Raw genomic sequence first — 14,319 nt, 5'->3', positions numbered from 1 at the left:
CGTCAGAAGACGTGCAGCAGGCGGATATTGAGCCGCCGCTCCTCGAAGAAGCCGTTATCCACCACCAGATCGCGGCCCACGGTGGCCACCAGCTGGGTATCCGCGAGGAAGAACCAGGCAAACCCCGCTGACCACTTGCCGGTGCGTTGACTGTCGTTTTGCCAGGAATCTTCCACGCAATTCTCGCCACCGGACTGCCAGGACAGCCCCCCGCGCAGGTCCAGGGTGTGGCTCAGCGGGTAGCGCAGGAAGCCCTGGTACTGGTAGCTGGGTTTCTGCCGATGGCTCCACTGCAGCGGCCCGTAGCTGTCGTTGCGACCGTAGAAGGTCACATCCGCCGCCAGATCCAGCGCCAGCCGCGCACCGATAGCGGTGACGTAGGCGGCCTGCAGGTTGAGCTTCCAGCGGTTCTCGCCGAGATTCAGGCGCCGCTCGTTGTCGTAGCTGCCGACCGGAATGGACAGGTTGGGACTGATGGCGAAGAAGCGCTGCTGCTCCGGCTGGTTCAGCAACCATACCGGCATGGCCAGGCTCGGATCAGCCACGCCGCTGCTGTCGCCGAGCAGATGCGCATCGTGGCGCCCATCGACACGGCCGAAGGGCAGGATGATCTGCGGCGCGATCCGATAGCCGCCAAGGTCGGCGTAGTGCGCCACGCGCAGGATACCGATCTGCGAATCCAGGCCCGGCGAGCCGGCCAGGCGGTGGCCGTCGCGGTACAGGTGGTCGCGCTCGGCCTGTTGCAGGTAGAGCAGGCCGAGGGTCGTACCGGCCGGAGCCGGCACGTATTCGCCGGCGTCCAGATCCAGGGCGACGGCCGGCAGGCTGCACGCCAGACCGCCGCACAGCCCTGCCAGTGCGCGCCAAAACGCGCGGCGCCCTGGCGCCAATCGAGCCCGCAAGCCTGCACCGTATCTCGGCATATCGTCACCCCGCCCATATCTTGTTGTTGTTGGCTGACGAGGAGCGCCATTCGACCGCCTGGCAACCTGAGCCACAGTGGCCGGCGACCGTCATCGCCACAGGAGCCTCGGCAACCGCGGCGGCAGCGACTCTCGTCGCCTTGTTATCGACTGGCTGACGGGAACCTGAAGGCCAGCCATCGATCGCCCCCGCCGCCCAGCGCAGAACAGTGAACCCCGGCGCCATGCCGCTCGCGCGCACGGCCTATAGTGGCTAAGGCGACTCCGCTCGGAACAACCCATGCACATCACCCTCGCCCGCCATGGCAAACCGGACCTGCAGCTCGACTCCTGGGTCGCGCCGATGGCGATGAGCGACTGGCTGCGCCACTACGACCGCGCCGGCATCGCGCCCGCCGCGGTGCCGGCGGCCATCCGCGCCCAGGCCGCCGCCGCCCGGCTGCTGGCCAGCAGCCCCCTGCCGCGCAGCCTGCAGTCGGCGCAGCGGCTGGCGGCGGGGCGCGAGGTGCTGTGCGACGCGCTGTTCTGCGAGGCCGAGCTGCCCTGCCCGCACTGGTCCTGCGCGAAGCTGCCGCCGCTGGCGTGGAGCGCGATGTTCCGCCTGGCCTGGTTCTACGGCGTGTCCCTGCATGCCGCGCCCCTGCCGCAGAGCCGCTGGCGGGCCCGCCAGGCGGCGCTGCGCCTGATCGAGCTGGCCCGCGAGAACGACTCGGTGCTGCTGGTCGGCCACGGCCTGATGACCATGCTGATCGCCCGCGAGCTGCTGGCCCTCGGCTGGCAGGGACCGAAGCGACCGTTCAGCGGCTACTGGCAATGCAGCGTGTATCGGCCCGGCGCCGAGGCTCGTCAGGCGGTCTGAGCGCTGCTGGCGCGCTTTCTGCATCGCTGCGCCACCTCTCCCTGCTCATGGAGCCTCGCCGTGTCCGTCCGCCTCGCCACCGCCGCCGACCTGCCGGCACTGTGCCAGCTGCTCGCCCAGCTGTTCGCCCAGGAAGCCGAATTCACCCCCGACCATGCGGCGCAGCAGCGCGGCCTGGCGGCGATCCTCGCCGATCCGGCGCTCGGCGCCATCCTCGTGGCGGTCGAGGACGACCGCGTGCGGGCCATGGTCAGTCTGCTCTACACGGTGTCCACCGCGCTCGGCGCGCGGGTGGCGCTGCTCGAGGACATGGTGGTCGACGCCGGCGCACGCGGCGCGGGCATCGGCTCGACACTGCTGCAGGCGGCCATCGCCCATGCCCAGGCAGAGGGCTGCCGGCGGATCACCCTGCTCACCGACGGCGACAACCAGGCGGCGCAGCGCTTCTACCGGCGCCACGGCTTCGCGCCCTCGCCGATGCGGCCGCTGCGCCGGGCGCTGTGAAGCTGGGCTAGGCTGCAGGGGCGACCCGGCCGAGGAGGCACGCGATGAAGATCCCCCAGACCTGCCTGCTGCTCGTCGCCACCGCCGTGGCGCTGCCGGGCTGCGCCGGCCGCGGCGGCGAGCCGCGGCAGATCCTCGACGTGCCGCTGCGGGCGACGCAGCACAACGCCGGCGAGATCGCCCGCGCCAGCCTGACCGGCGAGGACGGCCGCACCGGCATCGTCATCTTCGTCGGCGGCGTGCCGGACGGCACCAGTCGTCCGGTGCACCTGTACACCTACCTCTACCCCGGCCGCTGCGAGCGGCTCGGCCCGGCACCGGCCTGGGAGCTGAACCGGATCGTGCTGGCCAGCCGCGTCGGCTTCGCCCAGGCCGGCTGGCGGCTGAACAAGTGGCTGGAGGTGCCGCTGGCGCAGCTGCGCAGCGGCGGCTACAGCCTGGTGGTGCGCGCCAGCCCGGCGGACGGCGGCTACGACCTGTTCTGCGGCGAGATCGACTAGGCTCTGTACGAAAAGTGCCTGCGCTCGGTCAGGCTGCGTTGAAAAGCAGCGCGGAATGTTCATTTACGACGAGTAAACCCCGCTTCCTCGCCACTTTTCGCCTTGCCTGACCTTCGCTCGGCTGGCTTTTCGTACAGGCCCTAATCGTCGCCCGGCGGCGCCAGCAGCGGGCCGAGCAGCGCACACATGTTGCGCCAGTGCGAGCCCTCCCAGTACAGGCGCTGGCAGGCGTCGCAGCCGAGAAAGCGCGAGTAGAGCAGGGCCGCGCGCGGCGGCACGCGGGCGCGGGCCAGCTCGGTAGCGACCTCGTGCAGCGGCAGGTTGCAGTGCACGCACAGGCTGAACGGCCGCGCGCTGCGCGCCAGGTCGAGGCGCTCGAACAGCTCGCGCAGTTGCAGCGCGGGCTTGAGCGCATGCACGTAGCAGCCGTGGCTGACGATGCGCCGCTTGAGCAGTTCGCGGTCGCGGGTCAGCACGATGCGCCCCTCGTGGGCCGCGATCTCGGCGATCTGGGCGTCCTCGAAGCGGTTGTCGTAGAGGGTATCGAAGCCGCTCATGCGCAGCAGGCGCGCCAGCCCGCCGAGGTGGGCGTCGGCGATGAAGCGCAGCGCGCGCAGCGGCCGGCTGCGCACCTTGAGCAGCGGGCTGATGTCCAGCGCCTCGAAGCGCGGGTAGACGGCGATGCGGTCGCCATCGAGGATGGCCCGTTCGAAGCCCGCCGACTCGCCGTTGACCAGCACCAGTTCGACTTCGGTGTGCGGCACGCCGAGCGCCTCGATCATGTGCTTGACCGTGGCCGCCCGCGCGCACTCGCAGGTGAACGCCTGGCGGCGGCGCTCGGCGGGCAGGAAGTCGTTGAGCTCCTCGTAGAAGCGGAAAGTCGCGCTGACCATGGTTCGAAGTATGGCAGGCGACGGGCGAAGTCAGTGCGCCCGGTCGAAACGCACGTGCTTGCGCTGATACATGCGCTGGTCGGCACGCACCCAGGCTTCGCGCAGACCGTCGCGCGCCTCGCGCAGGGCCAGGCCGATGGAGGCGCGGATGCCGTCGCTCGCCAGCTCGGCCTCCACCCGCGCGCGCAGGACGTCGCCGCCGGCGACGCCGCAGCCGACACCGATCACGCCGAACTCGTCGCCGCCCAGGCGCGCGACTATGTCGATCTCGCGCACCGCGCGGCGCAGCGCATGGGCGGTGCGCACGATCAGCGCGTCGCCGGCGGCATGTCCCTGGCTGTCGTTGACCCGCTTCAGTTCGTCGAGGTCGATCATCAGCACCACCGCCGAATGCCCGTAACGCCGACAGCGCGCCTCCTCGGCGTCGAGCAGCTGCTCCCAGCCGCCGCGGTTGTACAGGTGGGTCATGGCGTCGGTCAGCGCCTCGGCCTGGAAGCGCTCGGCGCGGCGCGCCTCCTCGGCGATGCGCAGCTCCAGCTGCAGGGTGGTGCTGAGCATGTCCGCCAGCTGCTCGAGCAGCGGCAGTTCGCCGACGATCGCCGCCGGTTGCGCCCGCGGGTCGATGGCGCACAGGCTGCCGAACAGGCTGCCGTCGGCGCGCAGCAGCGGCATGCCGATGTAGGCGCCGATCGGCAGGCTGCGCCCCAGGGGCGCCGCGGCATAGGCCGGCACCTGCGCGGTGTCCGGGGCGATGTGCGGGCCGTTGCCCTGCACCATCTGCGCGCAGCAGGAGTCGGCCCAGCGGAACTGGGTGCCGGGCGCGACGCCGTAACCGTGGTCCTCGCAGAGGAGCACCAGGCCCTCTTCCCCTTCCAGGCGGGTGACCATCCACAGGTCGAAACCCAGCCGCCGGCGCAGGAAGTCGATCACCGCCCGCGCCGAGGCTTCGAACTCGCTGAAACTGCTGAGGGTATCCATCGCGTTTTCTTCGTCCCCTGAATGAAAAATCGCTGGATTCCGGCCACCGCTTTGCCAAGCGGGCGCCACACGGGCGCCTAAACTGGCTAGCGAAGGGGTGCATCCGGGGTACGACCGACACGCGGCACGACCGCCGACCCAGGTGATGGCCCGGCCACCGGCCCATCATGGCCGGCAAGTGAAAGCGTATCAGCCCGCGCCGAATTTGCGACTGCCACCGCTCTGTTCCGCCAAGGAGATCCCATGTCCGCCAGCGCGCCCAGCGAACTCGTCGAACTGGAGCATCTGCTCGACCGGCTCGGCCACCTGCTGGACGCGCGCGTGCTGTGCCGGGTGGCGGTGGGCGAGCACGACCTGCCGGTGTACGCCATCAGCCTGGGCAACCCGGCCGCGGAGGCGCCGGCGGTGGGCTACTTCGGCGGCGTGCACGGCCTGGAGCGCATCGGCGCCAGCGTGGTGCTGTCGTTCCTGCGCAGCGTGGCGGCGCGCCTGGCCTGGGACAGCCTGCTGCAGCAACAGCTCGAGCGCATGCGCATGGTGTTCATGCCGGTGGTCAACCCCGGCGGCCTGTGGCGCGGCACCCGCGCCAACCCGCAGGGCGTCGACCTGATGCGCAACGCGCCGCTGGAGGCCGAGCAGCGCGCCGCCTTCCTGGTCGGCGGCCAGCGCCTGAGTTCGCGCCTGCCCTGGTATCGCGGCCCGCGCAGCGCCCCGATGCAGGCCGAGAGCCAGGCGCTGTGCGACCTGGTGGAGGCGGAGCTGCTCAGCCACCACTTCAGCATCGCCGTCGACTGCCACTCCGGCTTCGGCCTGCGCGACCGCATCTGGTTCCCCTACGCCGGCACCCGCAAGCCGATCCCGCACCTGGCGGAGATGCACGCGCTCAGTGAGGTGCTCGACCAGACCCACCACTACCACCCCTACGTGTTCGAGCCGCAGAGCTGCCAGTACCTGACCCACGGCGACCTGTGGGACCACCTGTACCGGCGCGCCTGCCGCGACCCGGCGCGGGTGCACCTGCCGCTGACCCTGGAGATGGGCTCCTGGCTGTGGGTGAAGAAGAATCCGCGCCAGCTGCTGTCGCTGCAGGGCCTGTTCAACCCGTTGCTCGGCCACCGCGAGGCGCGCGTGCTGCGCCGCCAGGTGGAGTGGCTGGACTTCGTCGGCCGCGCCGCCTGCGGCTGGCGCGGCTGGTGCCCGGTCGGCGAGGCGCGCGAGCAGCATCGCCAGCAGGCCCTGCGCCGCTGGTATCCGTGGCACTAGCATGGCGACCTGGCTCCTGCTGCGCGGCCTGACCCGCGAGAGCGGTCACTGGGGCGAGTTCCCCGCCGTGCTGGCGGCGCGCCTGCCGGGCGCGCGCATCCTCGCCCTCGACCTGCCCGGCAACGGCGCGCGGCACCACGAGGCCAGCCCGCCGACGGTCGACGCTATGGTCGCGGCCTGCCGCGCACAGCTGCAGGCGCAGGGCATCCGCGGCCCGCTGCATATCCTGGCGATGTCGCTGGGGGCGATGGTGGCGGTGGCCTGGGCCGCGGCGCATCCGGCCGAGGTGGCCGGCGCGGTGCTGATCAACACCAGCTTCGCCGGCCTCAGCCCGTTCCACCGCCGCCTGCGCCCGGCCGGCTACCCGGCCCTGCTCGGCGTGCTGACCAGCCGCGATGCGCGCGAGCGCGAGGCGGCTATCCTGCGCCTGACCAGCGCGCGCGCCGATCCGGCGGTGCTGGAGGCCTGGATCGCCCTGCGCCGCCGCCATCCGGTCAGCACCGCCAACGCCCTGCGCCAGCTGGCCGCCGCCGCGCGCTTCCGCCTGCCGGCGCGGCGCCCGCCGCTGCCCATGCTGGTGCTCGGCGGCCGCCGCGACGCACTGGTCGATCCGCACTGCTCGCGGGCACTGGCCGCGCACTGGCAGCTGGCCTACGCCGAGCATCCCGGCGCCGGCCACGACCTGCCGCTGGACGACGGCGCCTGGGTGGCCGCCCGCATCGGCGAATGGCTGGACGCGCACGCTGTCCTGCAACACGCCGCGGAGTAAACTGCCGGGCCATCGCCGAGTCTGTACCCCCGCCACGGATCAGTCCTCGCCATTCGCCACCGTCGCCCGGGAGGGGGCGACCGCCACCAGGGACACCGCCCCATGACCGAACCCCGTACCCCGTCCGCAGCGGACACGCCCCCCGCCGCGCCTGCCCTGCGCGAAGCCCTGCGGTTCTGGCTCAGACTCGGCTTCATCAGCTTCGGCGGCCCGGCCGGGCAGATCGCGATCATGCACCAGGAGCTGGTCGAGCGCCGCCGCTGGATCTCCGAGAAGCGCTTCCTGCACGCGCTGAACTTCTGCATGCTGCTGCCCGGCCCGGAGGCCCAGCAGCTGGCCACCTACCTGGGCTGGCTGCTGCACGGCGCACGCGGCGGGGTGATCGCCGGGGCGCTGTTCGTGCTGCCCTCGCTGTTCATCCTGATCGCCCTGTCGTGGATCTACCTGGCCTTCGGCGATGTGCCGCTGGTCGCCGGACTGTTCTACGGCATCAAGCCGGCGGTCACCGCCATCGTCGTGCACGCCGCCCACCGCATCGGCGCGCGCACCCTGAAGAACGCCTGGCTGTGGGGCATCGCCGCCGCGGCATTCGTGGCGATCTTCGCCCTGCAGGTGCCTTTTCCGCTGATCGTGCTGGGCGCCGCGCTGCTCGGCTACCTCGGCGGGCGGCTGGCGCCGCAGCGCTTCCAGGCCGGCGGCGGCCACGCTGCGGCGAAACATGCCTACGGCCCGGCGCTGATCGACGATCACACGCCGACGCCCGCCCATGCGCGCTTTCACGGCTCGCGCCTGCTGCGCACCGCGCTGGTCGGCGCGCTGCTCTGGCTGCTGCCGATGGCCCTGCTCACCGCGCTGTTCGGCTGGCACGGCCACCTGACGCAGATGGGCTGGTTCTTCACCAAGGCCGCCCTGCTCACCTTCGGCGGCGCCTACGCGGTGCTGCCCTACGTCTACCAGGGCGCGGTCGGCCACTACGGCTGGCTGACGCCGACGCAGATGATCGACGGCCTGGCGCTGGGCGAGACCACGCCCGGCCCGCTGATCATGGTGGTGGCCTTCGTCGGCTTCGTCGGCGGCTACGTGCTGGAGCTGTTCGGCCCGGAGCAGGCGTTCCTCGCCGGCGCCGTGGCCGCCTGCCTGGTCACCTGGTTCACCTTCCTGCCGTCGTTCCTGTTCATCCTCGCCGGCGGGCCGCTGGTGGAGTCGACCCACGGCGAGCTGCGCTTCACCGCGCCGCTGACCGGCATCACCGCCGCGGTGGTCGGGGTGATCCTCAACCTGGCGCTGTTCTTCGGCTACCACGTGCTGTGGCCGGAAGGCTTCGCCGGCCGCTTCGACTGGCCGTCGGCGCTGATCGCCCTGGCCGCCGCGCTGGCCCTGCTGCGCTTCCAGCGCGGGGTGATCGAGGTGCTGGGCGGCTGCGCGCTGGCGGGGCTGCTGGTGCATCTGGCGCTGAACTGAGCCGCTGGCAAAGGTCGTGCCCTGTCCTGGCCTGATTCGACCAAAGTCGAATCAGGCATTTCAAATAAAACAACATCCCGTGTGATATTTTCACCGCCCGCTTGAAACCGGCGGTCCGGAGCCGTGCGCCCGCACCCTGCCTCCGCACCCCAGCCGGAATCAGGACGATTGCCAGGAGGCCCCTTCCCCACCGTTGTCCCGCAGTGCCCTCGTTCGTTCGCAGACGCAAAGGCCAGGCAGCTCAAGGTCAGGGCCTTCTGTTGGTTGAATGTTCATCTGAGGATGCTGTCATGAGTAATACCCGGGTCCAGAACTTCCAGGATCAGGCTGCAGGAGAGGCCGTCGACGCGTCGGGCCTCGAGGTCAAGCGCCTGAGCTTCCTCGAAGCCGTGGCGATGATCGTCGGCACCAACATCGGCGCCGGCGTGCTGTCGATGGCCTACGCCAGCCGCAAGGCCGGCTTCATGCCGCTGCTGATCTGGCTGGCGGTGGCCGGCGTGTTCACCACCATTTCCATGCTCTACGTGTCGGAAACCGCGCTGCGCACCCGCACCCACAACCAGCTCAGCGGCCTGGCCCAGCGCTACGTGGGCTCGTTCGGCGCCTGGGCGATCTTCGCCTCGGTGGCGGTCAACAGCATCGGCGCGCTGATCGCCTACATGAGCGGCAGCGGCAAGATCCTCAGCGCCTTCCTCGGCATCGACCCGGCGCTCGGCAGCCTGCTGTTCTTCGTGCCGGCGGCGCTGGTGCTGTACATGGGCCTGGGCGCCATCGGCAAGGGCGAGAAGTTCATCAGCATCGGCATGGTCAGCATGATCGTCATCCTGGTGATCGCCACCCTGGTCAACGAGAACACCGACGCCGCCCGCCTGTTCGAGGGCGACTGGGTGTACATGGTGCCGGTGTTCAACATCGCGGTGTTCTGCTTCTCCGCCCAGTACATCGTGCCGGAGATGGCGCGCGGCTTCAGCCATGCCCCCGAGCGCCTGCCCAAGGCGGTGATCACCGGCATGGGCCTGACCTTCGTGCTGCTGTCGATCGTGCCTATGTCGGTGATCGCCCTCACCGGCCTGGAGAACCAGACCGAGGTGGCCACCCTGGCCTGGGGCCAGGCGCTCGGCCAGTGGGCGTTCTACACCGCCAACACCTTCGCCCTGTGCGCCATGCTGACCTCCTACTGGGGCCTGGGCGGCAGCTTCCTGACCAACATCTTCGACAAGTTCCACTCCCTCGGCGCGGAAACCCAGCCCAAGACCCGCCTGGTGGTGCTCGGCCTGGTCTGCGTGCCGCCCTTCGTGCTGGCCTACAGCGGCATGGTCGGCTTCGTCAACGCGCTGTACTTCGCCGGCGCCTTCAGCGGCGTGATCCTGTCGATCATGCCGATCCTGATGCTGCGCGCCGCGCGCCGCCAGGGCGACCTGCAGCCGGCCTGGCAGTGCGGCTGGATCGCCCATCCGGCGATCCAGATCGCCATCGTGCTGATCTACCTGGCCAGCGCCGCCTACGCGATCTGCAGCTCCCTGGAGCTGCTGCCGGCCGGCTGGTAAGCCGGCTCTGCGGAAGCCCGGGCCCGGGCTTCCGCCCCTCCCCCCCCGACCGCGCCGCCCACCGTCCTCGGCGCCGCCATCCGGCGGTTGCACCTCACCGCCCGCCGCGCCCGCCCGGAACCAGGCGCAACCGATTCCGGCAACCGGTTTCACCCCTCGACCAGCCCGCGCCTTCCGACCAGCGTCCTCGCGCAACCGGCGATTTCTCCTATCCTTGCTCCAGGCCTGTGCCACACGCGGCACGACCGACGGCCAGTGCGCCTCGGATCCAGAAGCGCAACTCGTCGGCAGCAACCGATGACTCGGTTGCACCTGGGTTGCACCCGGTACAGGGTTGCGCTTAATCTTCCGCCACGCACTCCCTGCGCACACAACAAGACAGGATCCCCGTCATGGCAAGCACCACTCTTGGCGTGAAACTCGACGACGCCACCCGCGACCGCCTGAAGAAGGCCGCCCAGCAGATCGACCGCACGCCGCACTGGCTGATCAAACAGGCGATCTTCAACTACCTCGAGCAGATCGAGAGCGGTGCAACCCCGGCCGAGCACAACGGCCTGGCCGTGGCCGCCGGCGAGGAGCCGCTGGAAGCGCTGACCGAGCAGGGCCTGCAGGTGTTCCTGCACTTCGCCGAGAGCATCCTGCCGCAGTCGGTGCTGCGCGCCTCGATCACCGCCGCCTACCGTCGCCCGGAAACCGAGGCGGTGCCGATGCTGCTGGAGCAGGCGCGCATGCCGCGCGAGCTGGCCGAGGCCAGCCAGAAGCTGGCGCTGAGCCTGGCCGAGAAGCTGCGCAACCAGAAGAACGCCGGCGGCCGCCAGGGTCTGGTGCAGGGCCTGCTGCAGGAGTTCTCGCTGTCCTCGCAGGAAGGCGTGGCGCTGATGTGCCTGGCCGAGGCGCTGCTGCGCATCCCGGACAAGGCCACCCGCGACGCCCTGATCCGCGACAAGATCGCCAACGGCAACTGGAGCCAGCACCTCGGCCAGAGCCCGTCGATGTTCGTCAACGCGGCGAGCTGGGGCCTGTTGATCACCGGCAAGCTGGTCTCCACCCACAACGAGAGCGGCATGACCGCCGCGCTCAACCGCATCATCGGCAAGAGCGGCGAGCCGGTGATCCGCAAGGGCGTGGACATGGCCATGCGCCTGATGGGCGAGCAGTTCGTCACCGGCGAGACCATCGCCGAGGCGCTGGCCAACGCCGCCAGCCTGGAAGCCAAGGGCTTCCGCTACTCCTACGACATGCTCGGCGAGGCGGCGCTGACCTTTGATGACGCCAAGCGCTACCTGGCCTCCTACGAGCAGGCCATCCACGCCATCGGCAAGGCCTCCCACGGCCGCGGCATCTACGAGGGTCCGGGCATCTCGATCAAGCTGTCCGCCCTGCACCCGCGCTACAGCCGCGCCCAGCACGAGCGGGTGATGGACGAGCTGTATCCGACCCTGCTCGGCCTGACCCTGCTGGCCCGCCAGTACGACATCGGCATCAACATCGACGCGGAGGAGGCCGACCGCCTGGAGCTGTCGCTGGACCTGCTCGAGCGCCTGTGCTTCGAGCCCAAGCTGGCCGGCTGGAACGGCATCGGCTTCGTCATCCAGGCCTACCAGAAGCGCTGCCCGTACGTGATCGACTACGTGATCGACCTGGCCAAGCGCAGCCGCCACCGCCTGATGATCCGCCTGGTCAAGGGCGCCTACTGGGACAGCGAGATCAAGCGCGCCCAGGTCGAGGGCCTGGAAGGCTTCCCGGTGTACACCCGCAAGCCGTACACCGACCTGTCCTACATCGCCTGCGCGCGCAAGCTGCTGGCGGTGCCGGAGGCGATCTACCCGCAGTTCGCCACCCACAACGCCCACTCGCTGTCGGCCATCTACCAGCTCGCCGGGCAGAACTACTACCCCGGCCAGTACGAGTTCCAGTGCCTGCACGGCATGGGCGAGCCGCTCTACGAGCAGGTGGTCGGCAAGGTCGCCGACGGCAAGCTGAACCGCCCGTGCCGCATCTACGCCCCGGTCGGCAGCCACGAGACGCTGCTCGCCTACCTGGTGCGCCGCCTGCTGGAGAACGGCGCCAACACCTCGTTCGTCAACCGCATCGCCGACCACAGCATCTCGCTCAAGGATCTGGTCGAGGATCCGGTCGCCCAGGTCGAGCAGATGGCCGCCCAGGAAGGCACCCTCGGCCTGCCGCACCCGCGCATCCCGCTGCCGCGCGCCCTGTACGGCGCGGCGCGGGTCAACTCCAGCGGCATCGACCTGGCCAACGAGCATCGTCTGGGCTCGCTGTCCTCGGCGCTGCTGTCGACCGCCAACCACCAGTACCAGGCGCTGCCGATGCTCGGCTGCGACAGCGCCGCCCCCGCCGCGGCGCAACCGGTGAAGAACCCCGCCGACCACCGCGACATCGTCGGCCAGGTGCACGAGGCGAGCCTCGAGGACGTGCGCAGCGCCGTGCTGTGCGCGGTGGCCAGCGGGCAGATCTGGCAGTCCACCCTGCCGGCCGAGCGCGCCGGCGTGCTGGAACGCGCCGCCGACCAGATGGAGGCCGAGATCCAGCAGCTGATGGGCCTGCTGGTGCGCGAATCCGGCAAGACCTTCGCCAACGCCATCGCCGAGGTGCGCGAGGCGGTCGACTTCCTGCGCTACTACGCGGCGCAGGCGCGCAACCACTTCAGCAACGACACCCACCGCCCGCTGGGCCCGGTGGTGTGCATCAGCCCGTGGAACTTCCCGCTGGCGATCTTCAGCGGCCAGGTGGCCGCCGCGCTGGCCGCCGGCAACACCGTGCTGGCCAAGCCCGCCGAGCAGACCCCGCTGATCGCCACCCAGGCGGTACGCATCCTCCTCGAGGCCGGCGTGCCGGCCGGCGCCGTGCAGCTGCTGCCGGGCCGCGGCGAGAGCGTGGGCGCCGCGCTGATCGCCGACGAGCGCATCCGCGGGGTGATGTTCACCGGCTCCACCGAGGTCGCCGGGATCATCCAGCGCAACCTCGCCGGCCGCCTCGACGCCCAGGGCCGCCCGCTGCCGCTGATCGCCGAGACCGGCGGGCAGAACGCGATGATCGTCGACTCCTCGGCGCTGACCGAGCAGGTGGTGGTCGACGTGATCGCCTCCGCCTTCGACAGCGCCGGCCAGCGCTGCTCCGCGCTGCGCGTGCTGTGCGTGCAGGAAGACGTCGCCGACCGCGTGCTGGCGATGCTCAAGGGCGCCATGGCCGAGTACAGCCTGGGCAACCCGGAGCGCCTCAACACCGACATCGGTCCGGTGATCGACGAGGAGGCCAAGGGCAACATCGAGCGGCACATCCAGGCCATGCGCGACAAGGGCCGCAAGGTGCACCAGCTGTCGCGCGCCAACGGCGAGGAAATCAAGCGCGGCACCTTCGTGATGCCGACCCTGATCGAGCTGGACAGCTTCGACGAGCTCAAGCGCGAGATCTTCGGCCCGGTGCTGCACGTGGTGCGCTACCGCCGCGCCGAGCTGGACGAGCTGCTGGCGCAGATCAACGCCAGCGGCTACGGCCTGACCCTCGGCGTGCACACCCGCATCGACGAGACCATCGCCCAGGTGGTGGATACCGCCAAGGTCGGCAACCTCTACGTCAACCGCAACATGGTCGGCGCGGTGGTCGGCGTGCAGCCGTTCGGCGGCGAGGGCCTGTCCGGCACCGGCCCGAAGGCCGGCGGCCCGCTGTACCTGTACCGCCTGCTCGCCACCCGCCCGCAGGATGCGGTCAGCAAGCAGCTGCAGGAAGGCGAGGTGCAGCGTCCGGAGTCGCGCGGCCCGGTGTTCCAGGCCCTGCTGGACTGGGCGCGCAAGCAGCAGCCCGAACTGGCTGAACTGGCCGAGCGCTACGCGGCGCTGGCCGCCAGCGGCATCATCCAGCTGCTGACCGGCCCGACCGGCGAGCGCAACAGCTACAGCCTGCTGCCGCGCGAGCGCGTGCTGTGCCTGGCCGACGACGCCCAGGACCTGCTGACCCAGCTGGCCGCCGTGCTGGCGGTGGGCTGCCAGGTGCTGTGGCAGGACAACGCGGCCAACCGCAAGCTGCTCGGCCAGCTGCCCAGGGAAGTGCAGCAGCGCATCCAGCTGGTCGGCGACTGGACCACCTGCGAACTGGCCTTCGACGCCATCATCCACCATGGCGATTCCGACCAGCTGCGCGAAGTCTGCCAGCTGGCCGCCAAGCGCCCGGGGGCGATCGTCGGCGTCAACGGCCTGAACAAGGGCGACAGCGACATCCCGCTGGAGCGCCTGCTGGTCGAGCACGCCCTGAGCGTCAACACCGCCGCCGCCGGCGGCAACGCCAGCCTGATGACCATCGGCTAAGCGTTGCCCTGCCCCTTGCCGGCGACTGGCCGGCAAGGGACATCGCCGCAGGCGGGTGGGGTTTTCCCGCTCGCCTGCGCGACTCCGGCCTGGCCGACGTTACCCCGATCGACGGCGGATAACCGTCGACTTTCCGCCAGCAGAACGCCGACAGACCGACACCCGCCACCACCAGCCAGCTCCCCACCCCAAAACCTCTCGTTCCGTCGCTCCCTCCCCGCTCGTCGTCAACATTCAGACGTCAACTTGACTGCAGTCTAATTGCATACAGACTTCACACTGTTGTTGAGTGGA

Annotated in this window: 11 protein-coding genes; 8 read left to right on the top strand and 3 right to left on the bottom strand. The window is 70.4% G+C overall.

Going from position 1 to position 14,319, the window contains the following annotated elements; translation table 11 throughout:
* Positions 1-2: 2 nt before the first annotated feature.
* Positions 3-902 carry a transporter gene (locus BLT78_RS01135; protein ID WP_231975665.1) on the bottom strand — a complete coding sequence of 300 codons (900 nt, stop codon included), beginning with the start codon at positions 900-902 and terminating at the stop codon, positions 3-5.
* A gap of 301 nt (positions 903-1,203) precedes the next feature.
* On the opposite strand from BLT78_RS01135, the gene BLT78_RS01130 reads away from it, so the two are divergent.
* The 3 genes from BLT78_RS01130 to BLT78_RS01120 are packed head-to-tail and all read left to right on the top strand — an operon-like array spanning position 1,204 to position 2,786.
* Positions 1,204-1,782: a histidine phosphatase family protein gene (locus BLT78_RS01130; protein WP_090347224.1), complete on the top strand. Its 579-nt coding sequence runs from the start codon at positions 1,204-1,206 to the stop codon at positions 1,780-1,782.
* Between the two features lie 60 nt (positions 1,783-1,842).
* Positions 1,843-2,286, top strand: a complete 444-nt coding sequence (locus BLT78_RS01125) for a GNAT family N-acetyltransferase (RefSeq protein WP_090347223.1) — start codon at positions 1,843-1,845, stop codon at positions 2,284-2,286.
* Positions 2,287-2,330: 44 nt separating this feature from the next.
* A complete protein-coding gene (locus BLT78_RS01120; protein ID WP_090347222.1) occupies positions 2,331-2,786 on the top strand; it encodes a hypothetical protein in 456 nt (151 codons plus the stop codon).
* 140 nt (positions 2,787-2,926) lie between these two features.
* Here BLT78_RS01120 and BLT78_RS01115 read toward each other — a convergent pair whose 3' ends face one another.
* Both BLT78_RS01115 and BLT78_RS01110 read right to left on the bottom strand, forming a co-directional pair.
* Positions 2,927-3,679 carry a Mut7-C RNAse domain-containing protein gene (locus BLT78_RS01115; protein ID WP_090347221.1) on the bottom strand — a complete coding sequence of 251 codons (753 nt, stop codon included), beginning with the start codon at positions 3,677-3,679 and terminating at the stop codon, positions 2,927-2,929.
* 30 nt (positions 3,680-3,709) lie between these two features.
* Positions 3,710-4,657: a GGDEF domain-containing protein gene (locus BLT78_RS01110; RefSeq protein WP_090347220.1), complete on the bottom strand. Its 948-nt coding sequence runs from the start codon at positions 4,655-4,657 to the stop codon at positions 3,710-3,712.
* 243 nt (positions 4,658-4,900) lie between these two features.
* Here BLT78_RS01110 and BLT78_RS01105 point away from each other — a divergent pair, with 243 nt between their 5' ends.
* From BLT78_RS01105 to putA, 5 genes are all read left to right on the top strand, one after another.
* Positions 4,901-5,920 (top strand): M14 family zinc carboxypeptidase, encoded by a 1,020-nt coding sequence (locus tag BLT78_RS01105; RefSeq protein ID WP_090347219.1) that lies wholly within the window; start codon positions 4,901-4,903, stop codon positions 5,918-5,920.
* 1 nt (position 5,921) lies between these two features.
* On the top strand, positions 5,922-6,689 hold the full coding sequence (locus tag BLT78_RS01100; RefSeq protein WP_090347218.1) for an alpha/beta fold hydrolase: 768 nt from the start codon (positions 5,922-5,924) through the stop codon (positions 6,687-6,689).
* 102 nt (positions 6,690-6,791) lie between these two features.
* Positions 6,792-8,150 (top strand): chromate efflux transporter, encoded by a 1,359-nt coding sequence (chrA, locus tag BLT78_RS01095; RefSeq protein ID WP_090347217.1) that lies wholly within the window; start codon positions 6,792-6,794, stop codon positions 8,148-8,150.
* A 290-nt stretch (positions 8,151-8,440) separates the two neighbouring features.
* Complete coding sequence (locus BLT78_RS01090) at positions 8,441-9,697, top strand: aromatic amino acid transport family protein (RefSeq protein ID WP_090347216.1); 1,257 nt, start codon at positions 8,441-8,443, stop codon at positions 9,695-9,697.
* Positions 9,698-10,089: 392 nt separating this feature from the next.
* Entirely contained in the window at positions 10,090-14,025 is a 3,936-nt protein-coding gene (gene putA / locus BLT78_RS01085; RefSeq protein WP_090347215.1) for a trifunctional transcriptional regulator/proline dehydrogenase/L-glutamate gamma-semialdehyde dehydrogenase, read from the top strand.
* Positions 14,026-14,319 lie beyond the last annotated feature (294 nt).

The sequence above is a fragment of the Pseudomonas oryzae genome, from assembly GCF_900104805.1.
Classification (GTDB): Bacteria; Pseudomonadota; Gammaproteobacteria; order Pseudomonadales; family Pseudomonadaceae; genus Geopseudomonas; species Geopseudomonas oryzae.
The sequence above is the reverse complement of the archived record's forward strand: the minus strand, read 5'-3'. Positions and strand labels throughout refer to the sequence as shown.